Source organism: Micromonospora sp. NBC_01699 (assembly GCF_036250065.1).
GTDB lineage: Bacteria > Actinomycetota > Actinomycetes > Mycobacteriales > Micromonosporaceae > Micromonospora_G.
This window is the reverse complement of the sequence record NZ_CP109199.1, coordinates 3,714,502-3,741,392: the sequence shown is the minus strand read 5'-3', so window position 1 is coordinate 3,741,392 and position 26,891 is coordinate 3,714,502. Positions and strand designations below refer to the sequence as shown.

General features: G+C 71.2%; 25 protein-coding genes and 1 riboswitch. Of the genes, 16 read left to right on the top strand and 9 right to left on the bottom strand.

Annotated features, from left to right (window positions below; translation table 11 throughout):
* The first annotated feature begins 72 nt into the window (after positions 1-72).
* Positions 73-2,637 (top strand): helix-turn-helix transcriptional regulator, encoded by a 2,565-nt coding sequence (locus OG792_RS16330; protein ID WP_329110554.1) that lies wholly within the window; start codon positions 73-75, stop codon positions 2,635-2,637.
* Complete coding sequence (locus OG792_RS16325; protein ID WP_329110552.1) at positions 2,634-3,158, top strand: LuxR family transcriptional regulator; 525 nt, start codon at positions 2,634-2,636, stop codon at positions 3,156-3,158. Before OG792_RS16330 ends, OG792_RS16325 begins: the two co-directional genes overlap by 4 nt.
* A 19-nt stretch (positions 3,159-3,177) precedes the next feature.
* On the opposite strand, the gene OG792_RS16320 is transcribed toward OG792_RS16325, so the two are convergent.
* Positions 3,178-3,963, bottom strand: a complete 786-nt coding sequence (locus OG792_RS16320; protein ID WP_329110550.1) for a lysophospholipid acyltransferase family protein — start codon at positions 3,961-3,963, stop codon at positions 3,178-3,180.
* Positions 3,964-4,123: 160 nt separating this feature from the next.
* On the opposite strand from OG792_RS16320, the gene OG792_RS16315 reads away from it, so the two are divergent.
* Together OG792_RS16315 and cydB are read left to right on the top strand one after the other, a co-directional pair.
* The gene (locus OG792_RS16315) at positions 4,124-5,548 is read left to right on the top strand and encodes a cytochrome ubiquinol oxidase subunit I (protein ID WP_329110549.1); all 1,425 of its coding nucleotides are present in this window, start codon (positions 4,124-4,126) and stop codon (positions 5,546-5,548) included.
* Positions 5,549-5,604: 56 nt separating this feature from the next.
* A complete protein-coding gene (gene cydB, locus OG792_RS16310; RefSeq protein WP_329110548.1) occupies positions 5,605-6,600 on the top strand; it encodes a cytochrome d ubiquinol oxidase subunit II in 996 nt (331 codons plus the stop codon).
* Between the two features lie 92 nt (positions 6,601-6,692).
* Here cydB and OG792_RS16305 read toward each other — a convergent pair whose 3' ends face one another.
* Positions 6,693-7,418: a hypothetical protein gene (locus OG792_RS16305; protein WP_329110547.1), complete on the bottom strand. Its 726-nt coding sequence runs from the start codon at positions 7,416-7,418 to the stop codon at positions 6,693-6,695.
* Between the two features lie 88 nt (positions 7,419-7,506).
* A complete protein-coding gene (locus tag OG792_RS16300; RefSeq protein ID WP_329110546.1) occupies positions 7,507-7,983 on the bottom strand; it encodes a peroxiredoxin in 477 nt (158 codons plus the stop codon).
* A gap of 138 nt (positions 7,984-8,121) precedes the next feature.
* Here OG792_RS16300 and OG792_RS16295 point away from each other — a divergent pair, with 138 nt between their 5' ends.
* The 4 genes from OG792_RS16295 (at position 8,122) to OG792_RS16280 (ending at position 11,440) form a co-directional block, all read left to right on the top strand.
* Complete coding sequence (locus tag OG792_RS16295; RefSeq protein WP_329110544.1) at positions 8,122-8,850, top strand: SDR family oxidoreductase; 729 nt, start codon at positions 8,122-8,124, stop codon at positions 8,848-8,850.
* An 84-nt stretch (positions 8,851-8,934) separates the two neighbouring features.
* Positions 8,935-9,381: a pantetheine-phosphate adenylyltransferase gene (gene coaD, locus OG792_RS16290; RefSeq protein WP_329110543.1), complete on the top strand. Its 447-nt coding sequence runs from the start codon at positions 8,935-8,937 to the stop codon at positions 9,379-9,381.
* Positions 9,382-9,679: 298 nt separating this feature from the next.
* Positions 9,680-10,228, top strand: a complete 549-nt coding sequence (locus OG792_RS34715) for a hypothetical protein (RefSeq protein ID WP_442932426.1) — start codon at positions 9,680-9,682, stop codon at positions 10,226-10,228.
* Between the two features lie 177 nt (positions 10,229-10,405).
* Entirely contained in the window at positions 10,406-11,440 is a 1,035-nt protein-coding gene (locus OG792_RS16280; protein WP_329110542.1) for a tyrosine-type recombinase/integrase, read from the top strand.
* Here OG792_RS16280 and OG792_RS16275 read toward each other — a convergent pair.
* The gene (locus OG792_RS16275) at positions 11,425-14,073 is read right to left on the bottom strand and encodes an Hsp70 family protein (protein ID WP_329110541.1); all 2,649 of its coding nucleotides are present in this window, start codon (positions 14,071-14,073) and stop codon (positions 11,425-11,427) included. The two genes, OG792_RS16280 and OG792_RS16275, sit on opposite strands and share 16 nt — an antisense overlap.
* Before the next feature lie 122 nt (positions 14,074-14,195).
* Complete coding sequence (locus tag OG792_RS16270; RefSeq protein WP_329110540.1) at positions 14,196-14,975, bottom strand: endonuclease/exonuclease/phosphatase family protein; 780 nt, start codon at positions 14,973-14,975, stop codon at positions 14,196-14,198.
* 195 nt (positions 14,976-15,170) lie between these two features.
* On the opposite strand from OG792_RS16270, the gene OG792_RS16265 reads away from it, so the two are divergent.
* Complete coding sequence (locus OG792_RS16265; protein WP_329110538.1) at positions 15,171-15,941, top strand: sulfite exporter TauE/SafE family protein; 771 nt, start codon at positions 15,171-15,173, stop codon at positions 15,939-15,941.
* Positions 15,942-15,951: 10 nt separating this feature from the next.
* Here OG792_RS16265 and def read toward each other — a convergent pair whose 3' ends face one another.
* Positions 15,952-16,461, bottom strand: a complete 510-nt coding sequence (gene def, locus OG792_RS16260; protein WP_329110537.1) for a peptide deformylase — start codon at positions 16,459-16,461, stop codon at positions 15,952-15,954.
* Positions 16,462-16,725: 264 nt separating this feature from the next.
* On the opposite strand from def, the gene OG792_RS16255 reads away from it, so the two are divergent.
* The 4 genes from OG792_RS16255 to OG792_RS16240 all read left to right on the top strand — a co-directional run bounded on the left by OG792_RS16255 (position 16,726) and on the right by OG792_RS16240 (position 19,531).
* On the top strand, positions 16,726-17,133 hold the full coding sequence (locus OG792_RS16255) for an aldo/keto reductase (protein WP_442932425.1): 408 nt from the start codon (positions 16,726-16,728) through the stop codon (positions 17,131-17,133).
* A gap of 58 nt (positions 17,134-17,191) precedes the next feature.
* A complete protein-coding gene (locus OG792_RS16250; RefSeq protein ID WP_329110535.1) occupies positions 17,192-18,259 on the top strand; it encodes a cation diffusion facilitator family transporter in 1,068 nt (355 codons plus the stop codon).
* 412 nt (positions 18,260-18,671) lie between these two features.
* Positions 18,672-19,136, top strand: coding sequence for a nitroreductase family deazaflavin-dependent oxidoreductase (locus OG792_RS16245; RefSeq protein ID WP_329110534.1), 465 nt, complete (start codon positions 18,672-18,674; stop codon positions 19,134-19,136).
* Positions 19,121-19,531 carry a hemerythrin domain-containing protein gene (locus OG792_RS16240; protein ID WP_329110533.1) on the top strand — a complete coding sequence of 137 codons (411 nt, stop codon included), beginning with the start codon at positions 19,121-19,123 and terminating at the stop codon, positions 19,529-19,531. The genes OG792_RS16245 and OG792_RS16240 overlap by 16 nt, the downstream gene beginning before the upstream one ends.
* An 80-nt stretch (positions 19,532-19,611) precedes the next feature.
* Here OG792_RS16240 and OG792_RS16235 read toward each other — a convergent pair whose 3' ends face one another.
* The gene (locus tag OG792_RS16235) at positions 19,612-20,841 is read right to left on the bottom strand and encodes a chorismate-binding protein (RefSeq protein WP_329110531.1); all 1,230 of its coding nucleotides are present in this window, start codon (positions 20,839-20,841) and stop codon (positions 19,612-19,614) included.
* A gap of 123 nt (positions 20,842-20,964) precedes the next feature.
* Here OG792_RS16235 and OG792_RS16230 point away from each other — a divergent pair, with 123 nt between their 5' ends.
* The gene (locus OG792_RS16230) at positions 20,965-21,165 is read left to right on the top strand and encodes a DUF5999 family protein (RefSeq protein WP_329111290.1); all 201 of its coding nucleotides are present in this window, start codon (positions 20,965-20,967) and stop codon (positions 21,163-21,165) included.
* A gap of 184 nt (positions 21,166-21,349) precedes the next feature.
* On the opposite strand, the gene gcvP is transcribed toward OG792_RS16230, so the two are convergent.
* Positions 21,350-24,172, bottom strand: coding sequence for an aminomethyl-transferring glycine dehydrogenase (gene gcvP / locus OG792_RS16225; RefSeq protein ID WP_329110530.1), 2,823 nt, complete (start codon positions 24,170-24,172; stop codon positions 21,350-21,352).
* Between the two features lie 78 nt (positions 24,173-24,250).
* A riboswitch (glycine riboswitch) is annotated at positions 24,251-24,346 on the bottom strand.
* 260 nt (positions 24,347-24,606) lie between these two features.
* On the opposite strand from gcvP, the gene OG792_RS16220 reads away from it, so the two are divergent.
* Both OG792_RS16220 and mgrA read left to right on the top strand, forming a co-directional pair.
* Entirely contained in the window at positions 24,607-25,026 is a 420-nt protein-coding gene (locus tag OG792_RS16220) for a winged helix-turn-helix transcriptional regulator (protein ID WP_329110528.1), read from the top strand.
* A 51-nt stretch (positions 25,027-25,077) separates the two neighbouring features.
* Positions 25,078-26,076, top strand: coding sequence for an L-glyceraldehyde 3-phosphate reductase (gene mgrA, locus OG792_RS16215; RefSeq protein ID WP_329110527.1), 999 nt, complete (start codon positions 25,078-25,080; stop codon positions 26,074-26,076).
* Positions 26,077-26,135: 59 nt separating this feature from the next.
* Here mgrA and OG792_RS16210 read toward each other — a convergent pair whose 3' ends face one another.
* Positions 26,136-26,858, bottom strand: a complete 723-nt coding sequence (locus tag OG792_RS16210) for a SanA/YdcF family protein (protein ID WP_329110526.1) — start codon at positions 26,856-26,858, stop codon at positions 26,136-26,138.
* Positions 26,859-26,891: the final 33 nt, after the last annotated feature.

Sequence of the window (26,891 nt, the reverse complement as noted above, 5' to 3'; positions counted from 1 at the left end):
TGCCGGCGCAGGATCCCATGTTCGTGCCACCGCCTCACCCGGTGGTGGCCGCGAGCCCTCGCGGGAGGACCAGTGCGGCACGCACTCGGCGGCGTACCCGACGGCCGTGTCCCCGGACACGAGCCGCCCGACCCGTCCGCCCACACCGTCGTCGACCGGGCGACGGCGCTGCTGACCGTACCCGGCCTGGTCGTGGTCCACGGTGGTCCCGGCAGCGGCCGCAGCACCGTACTGGCCCGGCTCGGTGCCGCGTTCCACGGGCCGGTGTTCGCCGGCGGCGCGCTGGCCACCCTGCAAACGGTGCCGGCGTTCGCACTCAGCCACGCGGTCCGGGTCCGGCTGCCGACCGGGGACCCGGCCCTGCTCGCCGAGGCGGTCCGGTCCCGGGTCCGGGGCGGGTTGCTGCTCCTCGACGACGTGCAGTGGGCGGACCCGGCGACCCTCGCCGCCCTGGTGCCGTTGGCGGCGCACTGCCGGGTGGTGGTGGCGTTGCGTACCCCGCACCGGCTGCCGGCCGACGCGGTGACCGTACTGCGTGACGCGGCGACCGGTTGGCTGGCCGTACCGCCACTGGACCCGGTCGGGGCGGCGGAACTGGTCCGGGCCACCGCACCCGGCCTGGACCCGGTCACGGTCACCGACGTGGTCCGCCGGGCCGGCGGTGTGCCGCTGGTGGTGACGGTGCTGGCCCGGCAGGCCGCCGGTGGCCGGCCCGGCACCGGCCGCGCCGACGTCGACCAGATCGGGTACGTCGTCGCGACCGCGCTGGCCGACCTGACCCGCCCGGCCCGTACCGCGCTGGCGGCACTCGGCCTGCTCGGCCGTCCGGCGACCGGCGCGCTGCTCGGCCCCGGTGCCGACGAACTCACCGCCGCCGCACTGGTCACCGACCTCGGCGACGGCACCATCGGCCCGGTGTCGGCGTACCTGGCCGAGGTCGCGGCCGGGATGCTCGACCCCGACGGCCGTCGGGCACTGCACCGGCGGCTGGCGCAACTCGTCCCGGTCGCCGAGTCGGCCCGGCACCTGGCGGCGGCCGGCGACGACACCGCCGCGTACGCCGCGGCGGTGACCGCCGCCGGGGCCGCGACCACCGTGGGGGAGCGGGCCGACCTGCTGCTGTTCGCCTGCGCGTTGCCCGGTGCCCACCCCGACCCGGCGGTCCGCGGCGACGCCGCCCGAGCCGCGCTGGCCTGCGGCCGCCCCCGGGCCGCCGTCCGGGTCCTGACCGGCACCGCCCCGCTCGGTGTGGCCGCGTCGGTGCTGCGCGCCGAGGCGCTGGTGCAGGCCGGTGACCTGCCGGCGGCGCGGGCGGCGGCGGCACCGGTGCCCGACTCGGCCGCCCCGGACCTGGTCGCCGCCCGCGACCGGGTGCTGCTGCTGGCCGCGCTCGACGACGACCCCGCCGCCGCGCCCCGGACACTCACCGGTGTCGTCGCCCGGCACGGGCCCCGGCCGGCGCACCCCGGCCTGCGGGCGGCGTACGCGGCGGTGCACGCCGCCTCCCGCACCCCCGGCTGGGAGGAGTCCCTGGCCGACGCCGAGGCCGTGGCGTCGGCCGCCGGTGACCCGCTCGCCGCCCGGTGGAGTGCCTGGCTGCTGGTGCGGACCCTGCTCGCCGACGCCCGCCCGGTCGAAGCCGAACGGGCCGCCGAGTCCGCCGCCCGGTCGTGCGCGACCGACCTGGCCTACAGCTGGCAGACCCGGTTCCTCACGGTGGCCCTGTGGTGCGCGGCGCTGCGCCGCACCGGAACGGACCCGGACGAGGTGCTGCGCCGCGCCGGTGACCTGACCGACCGCACCCTGCCGACCCCGGCCCGCGAGTACGCCGTGGCGGCGGCCAGCCTGGTCGAGGCCGACGGTGGGCTACTCGCCCCGGCCCGGGCCCGGCTGGCCGCCGTACCCGCACCGGCGGGCGGGTTGCTGGACTGGGTCGCCCGCGAGGCCGCCTGGCTCGACGGGCAACCCGAACACGCCGTCACGGCCACTCCCTCGTCCGGTTCACCGCTGGTCGACGGACTGCACCGGATCACCGGCCGGTGGGCCGCCTACGACACCGCGCCCGGCGCACCCCACCCGGTCGTGGCGACGAACGGGACGGCGACGGTGGACCGGACCCTGGCGGCGTGGGACCGGGCAGCCGACGACCCGACCGGTTTCAGCCGGGCCGCCGCCGCCTGGCACGACGTGGCCGTCCGCGAGCAGGTGCGCTGCCTGCTGGCGCACGGGCTGCACGACCCGGATCCGGGGCGGGCGGTGCCGGCACTGCTGGAGGCCGAACGGTTGGCCACCGACGCCGCCCTGGTGGTCCTGCTCGGGCGTACCCGGCGGGCGCTGCGGCGGCACGCGGTGCGCCGCGACAGCCGGGGCCCGCGTGCCGGAAACACCCTCACCGGTCGGGAACTCGACGTGTTGCGCCTGGTAGCGGCGGGTGAACCGACCCGGCGGGTGGCGGGCCGGCTGGGGGTGTCGGCGGAGACGGTGGAGACACACATCCGGGCCGGGATGCGCAAGCTCGGGGCCCGTACCCGTACCGAGGCGGCGGCGTTGGTGCTGGTCGGTGCGGTTGCGGTGCCGGCACCGCGTACCGGTGCCGAGCCCGCCGCCGTCGGACCGGCGGCGGAGGTGGGCCGGTGAACGCCGCCGACTCGCCCCGGTACGTGGTGCCCTCGGCGGCGGACGCCACGGCGGTGCTGCGCCGGCTCGCCCGCGCCGGCTGGTCCACCCGGGAGGGTTTCGCGCTGCCGGAGGGCGGATGGGACCTGACCGCGACCCGGGTGCTGCTGTTCGGCCGGGTGCCGGACCTGGACACGGCACGCCTGGTGGTGCTCGCCGCCGCCCGGGGCGCGGGGGTGGTGGCGATCGTCGACACCGGTGCCGACGTCGGCCGGGCCCTGCTGGCCGACCTCGACCGGCTCGGCCCGGTGAACCGGGACGCCGACGACCCACCCGAGCCGACCGCGGCGCGGCTCGTTCCGGAGCAGCGGGCGCTACTGGAACGCCTGGCGAACGGGGAGACGATCGCCGCCGCGGCGGCGGCGGAGTTCCTGTCGCTGCGTACGGCGAACCGGCGGATCGCCCAGGCCCGGGACGTGTTCGGGGTCCGGACCACCCGTGAGGCGGTCCTGGCCTACCTGCGCCAACGCCAACCGGAATAGCACCGCCCGACGCTTCAGGTCAGGCCGGCGGGCCGGGGTTGCGGCGGTGGACCCGGGTGGTGTCGATCGGCCGGCTCGGGTCCCGGTGGCGGGGCCCGTCGGGTTCGTCCGGGCGCAGCGCCGCCAGGCCCGCGGTGAGCGCGTCGATGATCCGGTCGGTGCCCCGGCGGGCCGCCCCCGGTACGGCGGGGTGGAGCCCGTCCAGGTCGACGGGTTCACCGAAGTGCACCCGGATCACCGGGCGGCGGACCAGTGCCCGGCCGACGGCGGGCAGCAGCCCCCTCGGGGTGCCGTACGGCAGCACCTCGTGGGCGCCCCACTGGGCGACCGGTACGACGGTCGCGCCGCTGGCGTACGCGAGCCGGGCGGCGCCGGTCTTGCCCCGCTCGGGCCACATGCCGGGGTCCAGTCCCATCCGCCCCTCCGGGTACAGCAGCACCACCGCGCCACCGGTGACCGCGTCGGCGGCGGCGGACAGGGCGTGGCCGACCTCGGCGGTGCGCCGGTCGACCCGGAGGTGACCGCTGCGCCGCATGACGGCGCCGACGAACGGGGTCCGGAACAGCCCACCGGTGGCCATGATCCGGGGGGCGATCCCACGGATCTGGCAGGCGGCGGCGAGCACCACCGGGTCGAACGGGCTGATGTGGTTGGCGGCGAGGATCAGCGGCCCGTCACGCAGGTGTTCCGGTACGTCGCCGGTGACCCGCAGCCGGGCCATCAGGGCGACCAGGCCCCGGGCGACGAGTTGCAGGAATCGCCAGAGTCGGGGGGCCCGCCAGGGGGGATCGGTCGGCGTGTCCATCGACCGCCGATCTTCGCACAGTCCCGGCCCGGTCCGCGCCCGCCGCCGGTGGGTGGGCGCGGCGGGGGAGTGTGGCCGAGCGCACGTCCGCACCCCCCACCCCCGTCTACGACGCTCAGTAGTATTTACTACAGGCCGTCGTAGAACCTGGGGGGTTCCCGTGGACGCGTTGGACGTCGCCCGCTGGCAGTTCGGTGTCACCACCGTCTACCACTTCCTGTTCGTACCACTGACCATCGGACTGTCGCTGCTCGTCGCCGTCCTGCAAACCCTCTGGCACCGCACCGACAACGAGCGCTACCTCAAACTCACCAAGTTCTACGGCAAACTCTTCCTGATCAACTTCGCGATGGGAATCGTCACCGGCATCGTCCAGGAATTCCAGTTCGGCATGAACTGGAGCGACTACTCCCGCTTCGTCGGCGACGTCTTCGGCGCCCCCCTGGCCATCGAGGCACTGCTCGCCTTCTTCCTCGAATCCACCTTCCTCGGCCTGTGGATCTTCGGCTGGGACCGGCTACCCCGACGCGTACACCTCGCCACCATCTGGGCCGCCGCCATCGGCTCCACCCTGAGCGCCTACTTCATCCTCGCCGCGAACTCCTGGATGCAACACCCCGTCGGCTACCGGATCAACCCCGACACCGGACGCGCCGAACTCACCGACATCTGGGCCGTACTCACCAACAAGGTCACCCTGGCCACGTTCCCGCACACCCTCGCCGGCTGCTTCCTCGTCGCCGGCTCCCTGATGGTCTCCGTCGCCCTCTGGCACCTCATCCGCCGACCCACCACCCACTCCGCCACCGACACCAGCGCATTCCGGTTCGCCGCCAGGTTCGGCGCCGTCGTCACCCTGACCGCCGCCGCCGGCGTCCTGATCAGCGGCGACTTCCAGGGCAAAATCATGACCGACGTACAACCCATGAAAATGGCCGCCGCCGAAGGGCTCTACCACACCGAACAACCCGCCGCGTTCTCCGTACTCACCATCGGCAGCCTCGACGGCACCCGCGAGCTCTACGCCCTCAAAATCCCGTACCTGCTCAGCTTCCTCGGCACCGGCGACCCCCACGGCCAGGTCCTCGGCATCAACGACCTCCAAGCCCAGTACGTCTCCGAATACGGCCCCGGCAGCTACACCCCGATCATCCCGATCACCTACTGGAGCTTCCGCTTCATGATCGCCCTCGGAATGGCCGCCGCCGCCATCGCCGCCTGGGCCCTCTGGTCCACCCGCCGCGGCCGCACCCCCACCTCACGCTGGCTGCTCCGCGCCGCGATCATCATGCCCATCCTGCCCCTGGCCGCGAACTGCTTCGGCTGGATCTTCACCGAAATGGGCCGCCAACCCTGGGTCGTCTTCGGCGAAATGCTCACCCGCGACGGCGTCTCCCGCAGCGTCTCCCTCACCGAGGTCATCACCTCCTTCACCACCTTCACCCTCATCTACGCCACCCTCGCCACCATCGAGATCCGACTCCTGCTCCGCTACGCCCGCGCCGGACTACCCGACACCACCGCAGCACCCGAACCCGACGACAACACCGCCGACGAAGACCGACCACTCGCCTTCGCCTACTGACCCGTCGCAACCTCCGCGCCCACCGACACCCACGCCCACCGACCCCGGAGTCCACGATGGACCTCACCACCGTCTGGTTTCTGCTCATCGCCGTCCTCTTCACCGGATACTTCATCCTCGAAGGCTTCGACTTCGGCGTCGGCGCACTACTACCCGTACTCGGCCGCGACGACCGCGAACGCCGCGTACTCATCAACACCATCGGCCCCGTCTGGGACGGCAACGAAGTCTGGCTCATCACCGCCGCCGGCGCCCTCTTCGCCGCCTTCCCCGAGTGGTACGCCACCCTCCTGTCCGGCTTCTACCTACCGTTCCTACTCATCCTCGTCGCCCTCATCGGCCGCGGCGTCGCCTTCGAATACCGCCACAAACGCCCCGACGCCCCCTGGAAACACCGCTGGGACGCCGCCATCACCGCCGGCTCCGTCATCCCCGCCATCGGCTGGGGAATCATCCTGGCCAACATCGTCCGAGGCGTACCCCTGGACACCAACCACGACTACACCGGCGGACTCACCGACCTGCTCAACCCCTACGCCCTGCTCGGCGGCGCCACCACCGCGACCCTGTTCCTCACCCACGGCGCCGTCTTCCTCGCCCTCAAAACCAACGGCGACATCCGCACCCGCGCCGGCCACCTCGCCGCCCGCACCACCCCCGCCGCACTCGTCCTCACCACCGCCTTCCTCACCTGGACCCTCACCCAACGCCACAACCCCACCGCCGTCGCCCTCGCCGCCACCGCCACCCTCGCCCTCACCGCCGCCTGGGCCGCCACCCGCGTACGCCGCGAAGGCTGGGCCTTCGCCGGCACCGCCATCGCCATCGGCCTGACCGTCGCCACCCTCTTCGCCGCCCTGCACCCCGACGTCATGCCCTCCACCACCGACCCCACCGGCACCCTCACCACCGCCAACGCCGCCTCCAACCCCTACACCCTGAAAATCATGACCTGGATCGCGGCCATCTTCGCCCCCGTCGTCATCGCCTACCAGGGCTGGACCTACTGGGTCTTCCGTCGCCGCATCGGCGTCGCCAACATCCCGCACTGACCCACAACCCCGCGCCCCACAACGCGACGCGCCTCAACCCAGTGCGCCCCCGGAACCATCGGCTCCGGGGGCGCACACGACTCGCGTCACACTCAGCCGGCGTCGCGCAACTCCGCCAACCGCGCCTCAATCTCGGCCAGCTCCGCCCGCAGCTTCTCCGCCTGCTGCTCAGCCTCACTGCGCTCCACCGACATGATCTGCTCCACCGCCTCGTGAACCCCCGGCACGTCGATCAACGACACCATCTTCAACGCCTCGACCGGCTTGATCACGTACGGCTTCGCCAGCGCCTTCGTACCCTGCGTCGCCGCCAACGTCCACTCCCCGTCGGCGTACGCCAGCGTCACCGTCAAACCCGCCGGCCCCTTCGGCCGCGCCGGCTTCGCCACCGCCCGCCGCGCCGGCTTCGCATCCGCCTCCACCGACTCCGTCACAGAACTGTCCACCGCCGTCACCACAACCTCCTCGCGTGCCGCCGGCACCGGCGACCTGACAACCATGAACTCCGGCTCCGGCACACTCTCCACCGGCTCCGCCGCCTCCACCTTCGGCTCCACCCGCCGACCCGTCGCCCCACGCGGCGGAATACTCAGATCAGTGGGGGAGAACGGCAACTCGTCACGACCGAACCGCACCACCACCCACTCGTCCGACGTCGCCGGGTCGGTCAACTCCACCACCTGACCGATCTGCCCGGCGATCTGCCCCGCCGCCTCGGTGAACATCACCTTCGGCTTACGACCACCGGCCAACGTGTCCCGGATGCTCTGCAACTCCTCGGTGGACAACCCTCGGACAGCGGTATGCGCGGCAGCCATCAGATCCTTCTTCCGTACACCTGTTTGATTTCCTGCCTTCCTACCAGCCCGATCCGACAACGTCGAACCGACCCCACCCCCGAACCCCTCACCGGTCCACCACCGACGCCAACACCCGCAGCGCCCGATCCGCGTGCCCGGTCATGTCCAACTCACCCCGGATCACCTCGACCACCCGGCGATCCGCACCGATCACAAACGTCAACCGCCGCGTCGCCAACGCCGCCGGCGCCAACCGCCGACGCACCCCGAACCGCTCCGCCACCAACCCGTCGACATCCGACAACAACGGAAAATCGAACCCGTTGACCTGCACGAACTCCCGCTGCCGGGCCACCACGTCGCGACTGATCCCCACCCGATGCGCGCCCAGCCGCCCGAACTCCGCAGCCAGATCACGGAAATGACAACCCTGCGCCGTGCAACCCCGACTCAACGCCGCCGGATAGAAGAACAACACCACCGGACCCGTGGCCAGGAAATCCGTCAACCGCCGAGGCACACCGACCTCGTCCGGCAACACGAAATCCTCCACCAGGTCACCCACCCGCAGACCCCCGGCCACCCGCCCACCTCCCGACAGCACCACACCGCCCGACAGTGCGCGAAGCGTACGCCGTGCCCCACCTCACCCCGATCACCGCCGCACCGACACACCCACCACCGGTAACCTCACCCGCGAACAAGCAGGGGAGGGGGGCCGATGAGCCCGGTAACCGTGGTCACCGGCGGCAGCCGCGGCATCGGCGCCGCCACCGTACGACAACTCGCCCGCGCCGGTCACCACATCGCGCTCTGCTACCGCACCGACGCCGACGCCGCGGCCACCGTCCTGCGCGACCTCCACCAAACCGGCGTACGCGCCATCGCCGTCCAGGCCGACACCACCGAACCCGAACAGGTCACCCACCTCTTCGACGCCGCCGCCGAACTCGGCCAACTCACCGGCCTGGTCAACAACGCCGGAGTCACCAGCCCGGTCGGCCCGTTCACCGACCTCACCCTGCCCGACCTGCGCCGGGTCGTCGACGTCAACCTGATCGGCTACATCCTCTGCGCCCAGCAGGCCGCCCGCCGGATGACCGCCGGCGCCGCGATCGTCAACGTCTCCTCCGCTGCGGCCACCCTCGGCAGCCCCGGCGAATACATCCACTACGCCGCGGTGAAAGCCGCCACCGACACCCTCACCATCGGACTGGCCAAGGAACTCGGGCCCCGCCAGATCCGGGTCAACACCGTCTCACCCGGCACCATCTGGACCGACCTGCACACCATCTCCGGCGTACCCGACCGACCCGCCCGGGTAGCCGAACGGGTTCCCCTCGGCCGCGCCGGCCAAGCCGACGAGATCGCCGCCGCCATCGTCTGGCTGCTCAGCGACGCCGCCTCCTACACCACCGGCGCCAACCTCAGGGTCGCCGGCGGCCTCTGAACCACCACCATGATCGCCACCACCCTGTGGATGGCCCGCCGGTAGCCTCGGCTGAGCTGCCCGGACGGCAGGTAGCATGTGTCGATGCTTCACCGGCCTGTGGGCGATCCCCGAAGCTCCCGAGCTGTCTATCCCGGAACGTTCGACCCCTTCACTGACGGTCATCGAGATCTCGTCGATCGGGCGCGGCGCCTGTTCGAACACGTAACGGTGCTGGTCGCGGTCAACGATGAGAAGCGGCCCACCAAGTCCGGTGCGGAACGCGCGCTGGACCTACGTGGCGCACTCCCGGCGGACTGGGAGAACGTGACAGTCGCGGCCTGGAGCGGGCTGACCGTGGCCTACTGTCAGCAACACGGAGCCGGAGTGATCATCCGTGGGTTGCGAAACGCCGTCGACGCGGTGCGCGAGAATCAGCTGGCAGCGATGAACGAGACGCTGGGTATCGCGACCCTGTTCATGCCGGCTCGACCCGAACTTGCCACGATTTCCTCGACCGTGGTCCGCGCCGCCGCGACCTGGCCGCACTGACCGTCAGCGGCGGCCGGCGCAGCGCGGATGGCTCACCTTCACTGAGAAGGACAGCTTCACGTCGGCAACGGGCCCGGATCTCGAAGTTCGATAATGTACATTATGTCAACCCGCACTGGTCCGGGCGATGTTCGGAGCGGAAGTGGGCTGCGATCTCGGACGCTGCGATGGGCACGGCACCCCGGCCGGCATGATGTATCGATGGCGACCGACGATCTGACAAACCTGCGCGAGAAACTCGTCGAACAGCTGCGCGCGAACCCGAGCGCTGTCGTCGCAGCCGGCAGTGATGGCGTTGATGCCCGACCAGCTCGGGCTGACGCCGGGCCAGCGGGTGCTGGAGATAGGCGCGGGAACCGGATACAACGCCGCATTGATCTCCCACCTGGTATCGCCCGGCGGCGAAGTGGTGAGCATCGACATCGACATCCCTGACGGTGGGGTCCTGAATCCTGACGCTGTGCTGACAGCTCTGGACGCGCCACCCACGGTGCGATCGACCCACGCTGTCATCAGTCCCAAACAGGTAGTTACCGATCTCGGCCTGTGGCTGGCGCTCCACGAACCGGTCAACCGGGCTGCACGTCGGAACAGCAGATGGTGGTGCATGGCCACGGCCCGGCGGCCGCAGGGCTTGCCGACCAGTTCGCGGCGCACGTGGCTGCCTGGGATCACGCGGGAAGATCCGGTGAGGGCCTGCGTATCCACGCATATGCGGGGCGCAGCTCGGCCAGTGAGGCGACCACGGGCGGCGTCGTGGTGCAGAAGGAGCACCATCGGTTCCATCTGTGGTGGCCGACAATCACCCCAGGACCTTCACATAGAAAAGTCGCCACGCCCGGCGTAACGAGGCCCTGGGGCGCTCACCAGAATGGCAAGACGGCCCATTTTGATGAGGCCGTCGAACGCGTACGACGCACCGGGGCTTCCCCGGCCCGTACCGACGGTGTCCGAGGTGGACATTTCAAGATCGGTGGCTCGTACCCCTTTCCGGCGTACCGGCGAAACCTGCATAATATTCCTTATGCAGGACAAAGGTGACATACCGCTACTTGAGTTGGTCGAGGAGTTCCTGACCGCACGGGGCACCCGCAAGCCGTCCCCGCACACCCTCCAGGCATACCGGCGGGACCTGCTCGCCATCGGTCGGCTGATCGCCGACAACAGCACCCCTCCCCTCCCCCTGGCCGAGCTGCCGTTGTCCGCGCTCACCGCCCGCACCCTCCGGGCGGCGTTCGCCCGGTTCGCCGCTCCCCGGGCCGTCGCCTCCATCTACCGCGCCTGGTCGACCTGGAACAGTTTCTTCACCTTCCTCGTCACCGACCAGGTGGTGGCCGGCAACCCGATGCCGGCGGTCGACAAACCCGCGGCACCACTCCCCCTGCCCAAGCCCCTGCGCGGCGAGGACACCCCGGAGCAGTTGCTGCGGGCGGTGGCGTGGGAGGACCAGCGGCAGCGTCACCCGTGGCCGGAGCGGGACCTGGTCGTGCTCGCCCTGGCGCTCTGCGCGGGGCTGCGTCTGTCCGAGCTGCTCGCGTTGCGGGTCGGTTCGATGGCCGGGCGGCCCGGTGAGCGGCGGGTCGAGGTGAGTGGCAAGGGTGGCCGGCCCCGGGTGGTTCCGATCGAGCCGGAGCTCGACGCGGTGGTGGCGGGCTATCTGGACAGCCGGCGGCGGCGGTTCGGGACCCGTACGGTGCGGCGGGAGTCGGTGCTGCTGGTGGATCGGCACGGTGAGCCGTTGCGTCGGGGTGGGTTGCAGTACCTGGTCGAGTCGTGTTACCGGCGTGCGGGCATCACCGATCGGGTGCCCCGTGGCGCGCAGTTGCACGCGTTGCGGCACACGTTCGCGACCCGGTTGGCCGAGGACGGTGCCACCGCCTCGGAGATCATGTGGTTGTTGGGGCACGCGAGTTTGACGACGAGTCAGAACTACATCGACGTGACGGCGGGTCAGCAGCGGGCGGCGGTGCGGGCCAACCGTACGAATCGGGCGTTGACCGGGTTGGCGGGTGAGCGTACGTCAGAGCCTTCGGGGGGTGTGGGTCACTTGGCTGGTTGAGCGAGGTCGGTGATCTTGAAGGTGAGGGCGCGTCGGTCGGCGGTGAGGACGGCGACGAGGTCCTTGTGGATGGTCACGTGTTCGGGTGGTTCGGGGCCGACGTCGGCGCCGCTGGTGGTGCGCCCGCTGGTGATCTCCTGGACGGCGACCTGCCACTGTTCGGTGGTGCCGTTGTAGCTCTGGAGCACCATGTTGGTGCCGTCGGTGGCGGTGACGTTGGTGAACTGCGGGAGCTGGCGGAGTTGTTTGCCGTCGTTCTGGCCGAGCACGCGGGCTTCGGAGATGCGGTCGAAGGTGCCGTCGCCGCAGACGAGCATGGTGGCGGTGGTGTACCAGTTCTCGTCGCCGGCTGATTCGGTCGGCGTGGACCAGGTTTGTTTGCCGGTACGGGTGTCCAGGGCGATGACGCGGTTGTTGCGGGTTTCGTTGATGGCGGCGCAGATGAGTTGCGGGCCGCAGGGTTTGACGTTTTCGATGTCGACGCCGGCGGGGAGTTCGAGTTTCCATTTCTGTTTGAGGTCGGCGACGTTGTACGCGGCGAGTACGTCGCGGGCGGGTGAGGCCTCGTCGCTGAGTTTGCCGATGACGAGGTTGTCGTAGGCGACCCAGCGGTCCTCGTCGAGCGGTAGGTTTCCGCTGCTCTTGAGTTTGCCGGTGGTGGCGTCGAGGGCGAAGCCCTTGCCGGTGCTGGTGTTGAGTTCGATCACGGTCGGGCTGGTGGTGATGGTGTCGCGCAGTGCGCCCTTCACGGCGGGCAGGGTGCCGGCGGTGGGGTCGACGGTGGCGGCGGGCCATTGGCGCAGGGCTTCGATGCGGTGGCTGTCGATGATGAGCAGGTCGGAGTTGCCGGGCCGGTTCCAGCGTTGTTTGCCGGTGCGTAGGTCGATGCTGGTCACGGCGTTGCCGTCAATGGAGCCGCGGGTTTCGATGATGGCGTTGGTGCCGTAGTGGGCGACGTCGTAGCGGTTGGTCCAGGTGGCTTTCCAGAGGAGTTTGCCGCTGGTGGCGTTGAGGACGGCGCGTACGGGTTTGCCGGCGTCGGTGGCGGAGTCTTTTCCGTCGACGATGACGAGGTCGTCGCCGGGTGCGGGGGTGTCGATGGTGGTGAGGGTGAGGTCGGCGGGTTCGATCGGTATCGCGACGGTCCAGGTTGCGGCTCCCCCGTTGCCGGGTAGGGCGCTGACCTCGGTTTTGCCGGCGGTGACGGTGGCGGAGATGACGGCGGTGTCGGCGGTGTCGGCGATGGTGACGGCGGCGGCGCCGGTGGCTGCCGGCCGGGTTTGGCCGGGTTTGAGGTTGCCGTCGGTGGGTGGTTGGTTGTTCGTTATGCCGGGGATGCGGTTGGCCTGGTTGAGGGCGCCGCTGATGCGGTCGGCGAGCCAGGTGCCGCTGGTGATGGTGGTGCCGACGCAGGCGGCGACGGCCACGAGTGCGGTTGTGGTGATGACGGCGCGTCGGGTGCGGCGGCGTGCGGGGGGTGTGGTCGGGGTGGGTGGTTGGGGGCGGGGTGGTGGTACGGGTCCGGGGTGGGCTGCCGGCGGTCGCGGTGGTGGTGGGGGTTGGGTGGGGCGGTGGTGGAGGGCGCCGTAGGCGACGGGGAGTTCGGGTTGTTCGGGTACGGCGGGGGCGATGCCGAGGCGGGCGTGCAGGCGGCTGGCGACCAGGGGCATGCGGCTGGATCCGCCGACGAGCAGGAGTGCGGCGAGGGTGGTGGGTTCGGTGCCGGCGCGTTGGAGGACGCGGCGGGTTTCGTCGACGGCTCGGGCGACGAGTGGGGCGGCGATGCGGTCGAGTTCTTCGCGGGTGAGGTGCAGGGGTTCGGTGCGGCCGGGGACGGTGACGGGTGCGGTGGCGGTGCGGGAGAGCATTTCCTTGGCGGCGCGTACCTCGGTCCAGAGGGTTTGGCGGTCGCGGCGGTCGACTGCGGTGGTGGGGTGGTGGAGTCGTCGCCAGAGGTCGGGGTCGCGTAGGGCGATGAGTTGGCCGAGGTGGGCGACGAGGGCGTCGTCGATGTCGATGCCGCCGAGGTCGTCGAGTCCGCCGGTGGCGAGCACTCGTGGGCCGGTGGGTTCGCGGCGGATGACGGTGACGTCGAGGGTGCCGCCGCCGAAGTCGAAGATGGCGAGGGTGGCGCCGGGTGGGAGTTGGGGGCCGAGGAGGTCGAGGCAGTAGTGGGCGGCGGCGACGGGTTCGTCGATGAGGTCGACGGTGCCGAGGCCGGCGAGGTGTGCGGCGGCGCGCAGGAGGTTGCGGCGGGGTTGGCCCCAGTCGGCGGGGCAGGTGAGGACGGTGGTGTCGGTGGGGTTGGTGCCGGTGAGGCGGGCTTCGTCGGCGACTCGGCGGAGGCCGGCGGCGAGGAGTTGTTCGATGGGGATGTCGTTGTCGCCGAGGAGGATGGTGCCGTCGTCGATGCGGCGTTTGGGGTGTGGTTCGAAGCGGTCGGGTTGGTTGCCGGCGAGTCGGTGTGCGTCGCGGCCGGTGTGGGTGGTGCCGGTGGGGTCGACGTAGACGCCGCTGGGTAGCAGTGGGGTGCCGTCGAACAGGAGTGGTCGGGGTGGTTGGCCGGGTCGGTGGATGACCGCGACGGTGTGGGTGGTGCCGAGGTCGACGGCGAGCCGGGCCGTTGTGTTCACCGTTGTCCGCCTTCCGGCGGTCGTGGGGGCGCCGCCGGGGGGCGATGTTACTGCTTGGGTACGACGGGTGGGGTGGGGTGGGTGGTTCGGTCCCGGCTGTCGGTTTCGGGGTGGGGTGGGGGTCAGCCGAGGTCGACGACGAGGGGGCGGTGGTCGGAGATGGTGGCGGCGGGGGTGGTGACGGCGGTGACGGCGGGGAGGCGTTGGCGGCCTCGGGGGTCGGCGAGGATGTGGTCGAGTTGGACTCGGGGTGCGATGGCGGGGTAGGTGGGTTGGCAGCCGAGGGGTTGCCAGCGGGAGATGAGGGTGGCGAGTCGGGCGGGGAGGTTGAGGTCGCCGAGGAGGAGTCGTGGGGCGGGCAGGGTGCGTAGGGCGCGGACGACCTGGCGGAGTTGGCGGAGGTTCCAGCCGGGGACGAAGGTGAGGTGGGTGGCGGCGGCGGTGAGGGGGCCGTGGGGGGTGTCGAGGACGGCGGCGAGCAGGACTCGGGGTTCGTCGTGGAGGAGGGTGAGTCCGCCGCCGGGGCCGGGGACGTAGATGGGTGTGCGTAGCGGTGCGGGGGTGAGTCGGGTGACTTGCCAGGAGCGGGCCGGGTAGCGGCTGATGAGGCCGACGCCGTAGAGGGGTTCGCCGTGGCCGTCGTCGTCGTGGTTGAGGGGGCGGAATCCTTCGCCGGGGGTGCCGACGACGGCGGCGGCGAAGCGGTGGGTGGGTGCGTCGAGGGCGTGGGCGGCGATGGCGGTGAGGTCGAGGTTGCCGCTGCGGCTTTGGTCTCGGTCGACTTCCTGGAGGGCGAGGATGTCGGCGTCGAGTGCGGTGACGGTGTCGTGCAGTCGGGTCTGGTCCACCATGCCGTCGTGCAGGGATCGGCCGTGGAGCAGGTTGAAGGTGACCAGTCGCACCTCTGCACCTTACGGGGTGGTGTGGGAGAGTTTCTGGGTGATCTTCAAGGTGTTGCTCTGTTCGGTGTTGGTCTTTGTCCTGTTGGGGGCGTTGGGGATTGGGCTGCGTCGGCGGCGGGGTCGTTGATCGGGGGTGGGTGAGGCTGGCCACAGGGTTGTTCGGGGGTGGTGGTGGCGGCGGGATAATGCCGCGTCGTGGATCTCGGTGGGTTGGTGGGTTTGTTGGTGGCTGCGGGGGCGGCCGGGTGGGTTGATGCCGTGGTGGGTGGTGGTGGATTGTTGTTGTTGCCGGCGTTGTTGATCGCTGCGCCGGGGTTGCCGTTGCCGGTGGCGTTGGGGACGAACAAGTTCGCGGCGATCGCGGGTACGGCTACGGCGGCGGTGACGTACGCCCGGCGTACGAAGATCGATTGGCGGTTGGCGGGTCCGGCGGCGGGGTTGGCGGTGGTGACGGCCGGGGTGGGTGCGGCGTTGGCGGGTGTGGTGCCGGCGGCGGCGTATCGGCCGGTGGTGTTGGCGGTGTTGGTGGCGGTGGCGTTGTTCGTGACGTTGCGTCCGCGGTTGGGGGTGGTGGCGGAGCCGGGGCGGCGGACCCGGGTTCGGGTGGTGGTGGCGGTCGCGTTGGCCGGTGGGGTGATCGCCTTGTACGACGGTTTGATCGGTCCGGGTACGGGCACGTTTTTGGTGTTGACGTTCACGGCGGTGGTCGGTGCGGATTTTGTGCATGGGTCGGCGATGGCGAAGTTGGTCAACGCGGGGACGAATCTGGGTGCGTTGGTGGTGTTCGCTTCGGCGGGTGATGTGTGGTGGTCGTTGGGTGCGGGGATGGCGGCGTGCAACGTGGTGGGTGCGGCGTTGGGTGCGCGGATGGCGTTGCGCCGGGGTTCGGGTTTTGTTCGGGTGGTGTTGCTGGTGGTGGTGTTGGCGCTGGTGGCGAAGCTTGGTTTCGATCAGTGGGTGGGTTGAGCCGCCGGGGTCAGGTGGTGCGGCCGGGGGCGGCGTATCGGCCGTCGCGGATTTCGCGCAGGGCCCGGCGGCGGGTGTCGCCGCGCAGGGTGTCGACGTAGAGGCGGCCGTTGAGGTGGTCGGTTTCGTGTTGGAGGGCGCGGGCGAGGAATCCGCTGCCGGTGATGGTGGTGGGTTCGCCGTACTGGTCGACGCCGTGGGCGGTGGCGTGCATGGCGCGGGGGGTCGGGAAGTACAGCTCGGGGATGGACAGGCAGCCTTCGTCGTCGTCCTGGAGCTCGGTGGAGAGTTCGAGGGTGGGGTTGATGAGGTGGCCTCGGTGTCCGTCGGCGTCGTAGACGAAGACGCGGGCGCTGACGCCGATCTGGGGTGCGGCGACGCCGGCTCGGCCGGGGGCGCCGAGGAGGGTGTCCATCAGGTCGGTGACCAGGACGCGTAGTTCGGCGTCGAAGGTGGTGACCGGTTCGGTGGGGGTGCGTAGTACGGCGTCGCCGATGATCCTGATGGGCCGCATCGTCATGGGGTGAGGTTATCGCCCGGCTGGTGTGCGGTGGTGTGGTGGTTGCCGGTTCCGGGTGTCGACCGCTCGCCGGGTCGGTCGGCGGGTGACCGTACCCGGCTGAGCACCCCGGTGACCAGCGGACCGGGCATGATCGGCACATGGACGACGGAGGCAGCATGACGGAGTACCGCCTCTTCGGCACCACCGGCGTACGGGTCAGCCCGCTGACGTTGGGTGCGATGAACTTCGGTCAGCGGGGCAACCCCGACCACGACGAGTTCGTTGCGGGCGGAGCGCCTGCCCGCGCGGTTCGATCCGACGTTGCCGGCGAACGCCGCGAAACTCGTCGCCGTGGAGCAGCTCGCCGACCTCGCCGAGCAGGCCGGGTTGTCGCTGATCCATCTCGCGATCGGGTTCGTGTTGCGGCATCCGGCGGTGACCTCGGCCATCATCGGTCCGCGGACGATGGAGCACCTCGACAGCCAGCTCGGCGCGGCGAGCGGGTACGACCCTGAACCCGGCGGATGCCGGCTACCAGCCGCCGGAGTTGATCGATCCGGGCCTGCGTCGTCGTCTGGTCGCCCACTGACGGCGGTCGTCGCCGGCCATGAGGGGGTGACCGGCGGCGGACGGGCCGACCGGTGGTTGTTGCCCAACACTCGCGGTTACCGCGTTGTCGCATACCCGTGACGGCGCATATCCTGCCGACCGGCGAGCACCGTCGTGACCCGCCGGCCGGGAGGAAACGATGAGCCACGACCAGACACACGACCAGACACACGACCAGACACACGACCACGGTCACGGGCATGGTCACGGGCACACCCACGGCCGCCGGGCGGGGCGGCTGCGGCGGGTCCGGCATCTGCTGACCCCGCACTCGCACGACACCGCCGACAAGGTCGACCCGGCGTTGGCCACCTCCCGAGACGGCATCCGCGCACTGTGGATCTCCCTGGTGGTCCTCGGGGTCACCGCCGCCGGGCAGGCCGTGGTGGTGTTCTGGTCGGGGTCGGTGGCGCTGCTCGGCGACACCCTGCACAACGTCGCCGACGCGCTCACCGCCGTACCGCTCGGGGTGGCGTTCCTGCTCGGCCGGCGGGCGGCGAACCGCCGCTACACCTACGGTTACGGTCGGGCCGAGGACCTCGCCGGGATCGCCATCGTCGCCACCATCGCCGCGTCCGCGGTGTTCGCCGGGCACCAGGCCGTGACGCGTCTGCTCGACCCGCGTGAGATCGACCATCTGCCGTACGTGGCCGCCGCCGGGCTGATCGGGTTCGCCGGTAACGAACTCGTGGCCCGGTACCGGATCCGGGTCGGGCGGCGGATCGGTTCCGCCGCGCTGGTCGCCGACGGGCTGCACGCCCGTACCGATGGGTTCACGTCGCTGGCGGTGTTGCTCGGCGCCGGTGGGGTGGCGCTGGGCTGGTGGTGGGCGGACCCGGCGGTGGGGTTGCTGATCACCGCGGCGATCCTGGTCGTGCTCGTCGACGCCGGCCGCGCGGTGTACCGGCGGCTGATGGACGCCGTTGACCCGGCTCTGGTCGACACCGCCGAGGCGGCCCTGCTCGCCACGCCGGGCGTCACCGACGTCGGTGCGCTGCGGCTGCGGTGGATCGGGCACCACCTGCACGCCGAGTGCGCGATCGTCATCGACGGGGACCTCAGTGTCGCGCAGGGGCATGTGATCGCGGTGGCGGCCGAGCATCGGCTGATCCACGCCGTGCCGCGGCTGCGGGCGGCGCTGGTGCACGCCGACCCGGACCACCGGGGTTCCGGTGACCCGCACGCGCCCCTGGCCCATCACGGCTGACCACCGCCCCGAAGGAATGGAAACCGTTCGGGCTCGTTGACGGTTGCCGGGTCGGTGTGGGCGCGTTTAGGATCGGTGCCATGACTGCCGGGTCGGCCATGGGCCACAATCGAGTGAGGCGCCCGGCCGAGGCGTGATCGCCGGCTGGCCGAGAGGCCCGCCCCTCTTTTCCGCACATTCCGCGCCGCCGCGCGACTTTCTCCTGCGTACGCCTGCCGTCAGTGGCCGCCGTCGCGGGTATCTTCCGTTTCCCGACCCCGCCGGTGAGCGCACCGGACAACGGGTTGTCCGGGCAGTTCCCATCCCGGTGCGGGGTCGCACCGTGCTCATTTTCACCCGTCCACCGGGCGGGTGTTTCGCCATGCCCGTGAACGGTTCGCGGAACCATTCGAACAGCAGAGGAAAACAGCGTATGGGAAATGATTTCAACCAGCAGGTCATCGACGAGTTCCGGGCCAACAGCGGCCGGGTCGGCGGCTGGTTCGAGGGTGCCCGGTTGATCCTGTTGACCACCACCGGTGCTCGGTCCGGGGCCGCGCACACGACGCCGCTGGGCTACCTGCCCGACGGCGGTGACCGGATCCTGGTGATCGGGTCGGCCGGTGGTGCCCCGACCCACCCCGACTGGTTCCGGAACCTGGTGGCCGATCCCCGGGCGACGGTCGAGGACGGTGTTTTCGTCTACGACGCCACCGCCGCGGTGTTGACCGGTGCGGAGCGGGACCGGGTCTTCGCCCGCGCGGTCGAGGCCGATCCCGGTTGGGGTGATTACCAGGCCCGGACCAGCCGGGTCCTGCCGGTGGTCGCCCTGCGGCAGGACCCGGGCCCGCCCCGGTTCGCCGAGGCGGCGCGGCCGGCGTCGTGGGTACGGCGCTGAAGCTGGTCCACGACGCGTTCCGGCGGGAACTCGCCCTGGTGCGGCAGGAGGTCGCCGGGGCGGGCACCGCGCTCGGCGCCCAGTTGCGGATGAACTGCCTGACGGTGTGTCGGGGGCTGGCGGTGCACCACACCGGTGAGGACACCGGCGTGTTCCCCGCCCTGGTCGAACGGCATCCCGCGTTGGCGCCGACGGTGGCGCGGCTGCGGCGGGAGCACGAGACGATCGCCGCCCTGGTCGAGGACCTGCGGGCGGTTGTCGTCGCCGACCGGGCCGAGCCGGTGTCGGTGTTGGCGGAGGTCGACCGGCTGGTCGCCGAGTTGGAACGGCACCTGACGTACGAGGAGGAGCGGTTGATCCCGGTCCTGGACGCCCCGCCGGTGGACCGGGGCTGATCGGCGGACGGCGGCGGGTGGGCGACACAACGGGGGTCCGCCCGCCGCCGACGGACGGCGGGGATGGCGGTCGAGCCGGGTCAGCGGCCGGGTGGCTGTGGGCGGTTGCCGGCGAGGGCGGCGCGGACCGGGCCGGCCTTGGCGGCGGCCTCGGCGACCTCGGCGTCCGGGTCGCTGTCCCAGGTGATCCCGCCGCCGGCCCAGACGTGCAGCCGTTCGCCGTCGGCGGCGGCGGTTCGGATGGTCAGCCCGAGGTCGATGTGGTCGGGCCCGACCCAGCCGAGCGCGCCCATGCCGGCGCCCCGGCCGACCGGTTCGAGGGCGGCGATCCGGGCCAGCGCGGAGACCTTCGGGGCGCCGGTGACCGAACCGCCGGGGCAGACCGCGCGCAGCAGGTCGGCCAGCCGGAGGCCGTCGGCGGCGTGGGCGGAGATCGTCGACTCGGCCTGCCACAGGTCGCACCACCTGCGGATGGCGTAGAGCTCGTCGACCCGGACCGAGCCGGTGGCCGCGACCCGGGCCAGGTCGTTGCGTTCCAGGTCGACGATCATGATGTGTTCGGCCCGTTCCTTGGCCGAGGCGAGCAGTTCGGCGCGACCGGTGGCGGTCGCCGGGCGGGTGCCCTTGATCGGGCGGGTGACCAGGCGTCCGCCGGTCACCTCGACCAGGGTCTCCGGGGAGGCGCAGCCGATCGCCCAGCCGTTGCCGGTGAGGACTCCGCCGTAGCGGGCGCCGGGCAGCCGGCCGAGCCGGGCCAGGGCGGGGATCGGGTCGCCGGTGTACCGGGCGCTGGCGTGGCCGACGACGTTGACCTGGTAGATGTCGCCCCGGCCGATGGCGTCGCGGGCCCGGGTGACGGCGGTGGCGTGCGCGGCCGGGGTCCAGCTCGGCTGCCACGGCCCGAGCCACCATCCGGTCGCCGGTGGTGGTGCCGGGGCGACCGGGTGGCCGGTGGTGCGGGTGTAGACGACCGCGACGACGTCGGGTACGCCGGCGGCCGGGTTCGGTGCCCCGGTCGGGGCGCCGATCATGGCCGCGCCGGCGGCGGCGGAGACGAACAGCGCGGCCCCGACGGGTGCGTTCGGGTCGGATCCGGGACCGGGGCGCGTCGTTCGAGATAACGCGTTCGTGCCCAGTTGGTACTGGGTCAGGAATCGGTCGATCGACTCGGCCGGGTCGCCGGGCTGGCCGACGTACCATTCGAATCGGTCGAGTTCAGTCAAGGAATCGAGGTATGCCGATGGCATTGCCGGGGTTGTCCCGACCCCGTATGGGAGCGTTTCCACGACGAGTGGCCCAATCTCCATCATCCGTTGGGTGGATTCTCCCCGGTTGGTGCCGATCCCTGCTCGATGTAGCACCGTTCCGCTTGGTACCGTGCGTCACTGGTCATGTGAACCATGACACAGCACCCCCACAGTCCGGAGAACCCGATGTGCCAGCACCAACCCACCTGCCCCTCCGCCGAGGCAACCGACCGGGACGCCGCCCGGGTCATCGCCTGCTTCCGTGAGCAGGGCTGGAGCCTGCTCTGCAACGGTGTGATCGTCTTCGAGGACACCGGCGAGCTGCTGCCCGACGGCAGCATGATCGAACCGCACCGCGGACCCGCCCGTCACGTACTCGTCGCCTGACCAGACGACCCCCGCCTTGACCATCCCGGTGGGCAGCGCGGCCCGCCGATCAAGGCTATCCCCGCCGATCAACGACCACCCCGCCCCGGTCACCCGGAGCGGGATGTCTCGTCCTTGATCGACGCGGACTTCCTTGATCGACCCGAACCCGGTCCGGCCCTCAGGCGGGTCGGACCGGGTTCGCTCAGTCCTCGAACGCCTCCGGCGGCGGACAGGCACAGACCAAATTCCGGTCACCGTACGCACCGTCGATGCGACGCACCGGCGGCCAGTACTTCGCCGCCCGGCCCACCCCGGCCGGGTACGCCGCCACCGACCGCGGGTACGGGTGCGGCCACTCGTCACCGGTGACCATCGCCGCCGTGTGCGGCGCGTTCGACAGCGGATTGTCGCCCGCCGGCCACCGCCCCGACCCGACCAGGTCGATCTCCTCCCGGATCGCGATCATCGCCGCGCAGAACCGGTCGAGTTCCGCCAGGTCCTCACTCTCGGTCGGCTCCACCATCAGCGTGCCGGCCACCGGGAACGACATCGTCGGCGCGTGGAACCCGTAGTCGATCAACCGCTTCGCCACGTCGTCGACGCTCACCCCGGTCGCCTTTGTCAACGGCCGCAGGTCCAGGATGCACTCGTGCGCCACCAGGCCCTTGTTGCCGCTGTACAACACCGGGTAGTGCGCCCGCAGCCGGGCCGCGACGTAGTTCGCCGCCAACACCGCCGTCCCGGTCGCCCGGCGCAGCCCGTCGGCCCCCATCATCCGCAGGTACGCCCACGGAATCGGCAGGATCCCCGCCGACCCGTGCCCGGCCGCCGAGATCACCGGCCGGCCGGTGACCGACCCGCCGAGCGGGTCACCGGGCAGGAACGGCGCCAGATGCGACCGTACGGCCACCGGCCCGACACCGGGACCACCGCCACCGTGCGGAATGCAGAACGTCTTGTGCAGGTTCAGATGCGACACGTCCGCACCGAACCCGCCCGGCCGGGCGAACCCGACCAACGCGTTGAGGTTCGCCCCGTCGACGTACACCTGCCCACCGGCGTCGTGGACCTTCGCGCACAACGACGCGATCCCGGTCTCGTACACCCCGTGCGTCGACGGGTACGTCACCATGATCGCCGCGAGCGCGTCCCGGTGCGCGTCGATCTTCCGGTCGAGGTCGACCAGGTCCACGTCACCGTTGTCGTCGCAGGCCACCACCACGACCCGCATCCCGGCCATCACCGCACTGGCCGCGTTCGTCCCGTGCGCCGACGACGGAATCAGACACACGTCCCGATGCGCCTCACCACGCTCCCGGTGATAACCCCGGATGGCCAGCAGCCCGGCGAGTTCCCCCTGCGAACCCGCGTTCGGCTGCACACTGACCGCGTCGTAACCGGTGACCTCGGCCAACCACCCCTGTAGCGAGGTGACCAGCTCCCGGTAGCCGGCGGTCTGCGACGCCGGCGCGAACGGGTGCATGTTCGCGAACTCCGGCCAGCTCACCGGCTCCATCTCGGTGGTCGCGTTCAGCTTCATCGTGCACGAACCGAGCGGGATCATGCCCCGGTCCAGGGCGTAGTCCGAATCCGACAACCGGCGCAGGTAACGCAGCATCGCCGTCTCCGACCGGTGCCGGTGGAACACCGGGTGGGTCAGGAAGTCACCGTCACGCAGCAACGCCACCGGCAGCGCCTCGGCGACCTCACCGGTGAACTCCGGCACCCCGAACGCCGCCCACACCGCGCTCAGGTGCGCCGGCACCGTCGTCTCGTCACACGCCACCGCGACCCGGTCGGCGTCGACCAGCCGCAGGTTCACCCCGGCCGCCTCGGCGGCGGCGACCACCCGCGCCGCCCGACCCGGCACCACCGCGGTCACCGTGTCGAAGAACGCCGGCCCCTGCGTCGACACCCCACCGGCGCGCAACCCGGCCGCGAGCCGGGCCGCGAACCGGTGCGTCCGCGACGCGATCTCCCGCAACCCGTCCGGCCCGTGGTAGACGGCGTACATGCTGGCCATGACGGCGAGCAGCACCTGCGCCGTACAGATGTTGCTGGTCGCCTTCTCCCGCCGGATGTGCTGCTCACGGGTTTGCAACGCCAACCGGTACGCCGGGTCGCCGTCGACGTCGCGGGACACCCCGACCAACCGGCCGGGCAGCATCCGCTCCAGACCGCCGCGGACGGCCAGGTAACCGGCGTGCGGCCCACCGAAACCCATCGGTACGCCGAACCGCTGCGTCGTCCCGGCGGCGATGTCGGCACCGATGCGTCCCGGCGGCCGCAGCAACGTCAGCGCGAGCAGATCCGCGGCGACCGCGACCAGCGCCCCGACCCCGTGCGCCGCCGCCACCAGCGCCGCCTGGTCCCGAACCAGCCCGGACGCCCCCGGGTACTGGAGATGCAGACCGAAGAACTCCGCCGGCAACTCCTCGACGTCGAGATCGACCACCCGCACGTCGATACCGAGCGGCTCGGCCCGGGTCACGATCACCGCCAGCGTCTGCGGCAGGGTGTCGGCGTCGACGACGTACACCGGGCTCTTGCTCTTCGACGCCCGGCGGGCCAGGGTCATCGCCTCCGCCGCCGCGGTCCCCTCGTCGAGCATGGAGGCGTTCGCGGTCGCCAACCCGGTCAGGTCGGTGACCATCGTCTGGAAGTTCAGCAGCGCCTCCAACCGGCCCTGACTGATCTCCGGCTGGTACGGCGTGTACGCGGTGTACCAGGCCGGGCTCTCCAGCACGTTGCGGCGGACCACCGCCGGGGTGTGGGTGCCGTGGTAGCCGAGCCCGATCATCGACACCGCGACGGTGTTACGGGCCGCTATCGCCCGCAGCTCGGCGATCACCTCGGCCTCGGTCGCCGGGGCCGGCAGGTCGAGCGTGCCGTGCCAGCGGATCACCTCGGGAATCGCGGCATCCATCAGCTCGTCGATCGACTCGTAACCGACGGTCTCCAACATCCGGCGCTCACCATCGGCATCCGGGCCGATGTGACGTACGGCGAACTGGTCTGCGGTCATGGCGGCTCCCGGGGCGAGGTCGACGATGCGGCCTCCCCCTCTGTCGCACCCACGCGTGGCGGGAGTGCTCCACAGTCGCCTGCCCACGAGGTCCTTTTGCCTGAGAGGTTCCGGGGAGGATTTGCCCCTTCGGCGCCGCCCGGCAAGCCGGGCGGTCTCTCCCACGCGGGTGTTACCGGCGTGGTCAACGCTACCAGCGGGTCTGTTTCGGGCGGGTATCGGGCAACAGTCGACGTACCCCCGGGCCCCGTCTCCCCCGCCCGGCTGAATCCGTCGAAAACGCCCGAGCGGGTGACGACCGGACCCCGGCACCCGGCCCGGATCGGCCCTCGGAGCGACGAACGTGCCGGCCGGGATACTGTTCGTGACAGCGGCCATGTCCTGTTACCTGCACCACGCCGTGACCATGGGCGCCGCAAAACGGAGGACGTCTCATGGCACCCGGACCCCACCACGGGTCGGCAACACCCGCCCCGACCCGGGACGACTGCACCGTCCGGCACGTCCTGGACCGGGTCGGCGGCAAATGGAGCATCGGGATCATCGTCGCCGCCACCCACGGCCCGGTCCGGTTCACCGAACTCGAACGCCGCATCGAGGGCATCAGCCGCCGCATGCTCACCCTGACCCTGCGCAACCTCGAACGCGACGGCCTGCTCATCCGCACCGTCCACGCCACCGTGCCACCCAGGGTCGAATACACCGCCACCGACATGGCCCGCGAACTACACGACACCCTGCTCGCCCTCACCCGGTGGGCCGAACGCCACCGGGCCACCATCGCCGCCGCCCGAACCGACTACGACCGGACACACCACCCGGCCGGCACACCCGACGACCCGACCCGCTGCTGACCCAGCAAACCCCACCGCCCCCGGACGGCCACCGGTCAATAGGCTGGGACCGTGACCGTCACCTACACCGCAGCCCCCGGCCGCTACGACTCGACAACCTACAACCGCGCCGGCGCGAGCGGCCTGCGTCTGCCCCCGATCTCCCTGGGCCTGTGGCACAACTTCGGCCACGAACGCCCCTGGCAGCGGCAACGCGACATCGTCCGCCGCGCCTTCGACCTCGGCGTCACCCACTTCGACCTGGCCAACAACTACGGCCCGCCGCCCGGCTCCGCCGAGGAGAACTTCGGCCGCGTCCTGGCCACCGACTTCGCCCCCTACCGCGACGAACTCGTCATCTCCACCAAGGCCGGATACAACATGTGGCCCGGCCCGTACGGCGAATGGGGCTCCCGCAAGTACCTCGTCGCGTCCCTGGACCAGTCACTGCGCCGCCTCGGCCTGGACTACGTCGACATCTTCTACAGCCACCGGCCCGACCCCGACACCCCGCTGGAGGAGACGATGGGCGCCCTCGACGCCGTCGTCCGCGCCGGCAAGGCCCAGTACGTCGGCATCTCCAACTACACCGCCGAGCAGACCGCGAAAGCCGCCGCGATCCTGCGTGACCTCGGCACCCCACTGGTGCTGCACCAGCCGTCGTACTCGATGGTCAACCGGTGGATCGAACGCGACAAACTGCTCGACACCCTCGAACAGGTCGGCGCCGGGTGCATCGCCTTCAGCCCGCTCGCCCAGGGCCTGTTGACCGACCGCTACCTACACGGAGTCCCCGCCGACTCCCGCGTCGCGACCAGCGTCTTCCTCAACGAGAGCAACCTCGACGAGGCCACCATGACCAAGGTCCGGGCCCTCAACGACATCGCCGTCCGGCGCGGTCAGACCCTCGCCCAACTCGCCCTCGTCTGGGCGCTGCGCGACCCCCGGATGACCAGCCTCATCATCGGCGCCAGCAGCGTCACCCAGCTTGAGGACAACATCGCCGCCCTCGACAACGTCGACCTCAGCGACGAGGAACTCACCGAAATCGAGCAGTACGCCACGGAGTGACCAACCCCGTCGGTGTCGCACCCCCCGGGCGGGGGTGCGACACCGACGGCACCGGGGCGTCAACCACGCAACGCGTCGTCCACACTCGACTCACGTGGACCGAGGAACACCGGATCCCGACGACTCACCACGTCGTACACCGCCTTCACCGCCGCGAACCGCTCCCGGAAACTCCCCCACCGCCAGGCCCGCCCGAACCGGCTCACCGAATCGTCCCCGACCCCGACCGCGTCCAACCCCACCTGCCGGCACACCGCCACCGCCCGCTCGACATGGAAACCCTGCGTCACCACGATCACCTGCCGCACCCCGAACACCCGCGACGCCCGCAGACACGAGTCGTAGGTGTCGAACCCCGCGTGATCCTGCACCACCCGCGACGCCGGCACACCCCGGTCCACCAACCACCGCCGCATCGCCCCCGGCTCGTCGTACTCGTACCGCCGGTGATCCCCCGACACCAACACCACCCGGGCCTTACCGGCGTCGTACAACTCCTTCGCCAACTGCAACCTGGCTGCCAGGAACGGGGCCGGCGTCCCGTCGGCGGCCACCTGCGCCCCGAGCACCAGCACCACCGGAGCAGCCGGCACCCCGGCCAGGTCGAACACGTGCGCCCGCGACGACCGATCCACCCAGATCGCGCTACCGACCACCGACGACAACCCCAGCAGCACCACCGCGACAGCGGCCACCAACAACCGGCGCCACCACCGACGCAGCAACACCACCACGGACACCGGACGAAGAACCCAACGGGACCGACCCTCGACAGGCGACATCAGCACATTGTCGCCGCCGGCACCGACAACCGG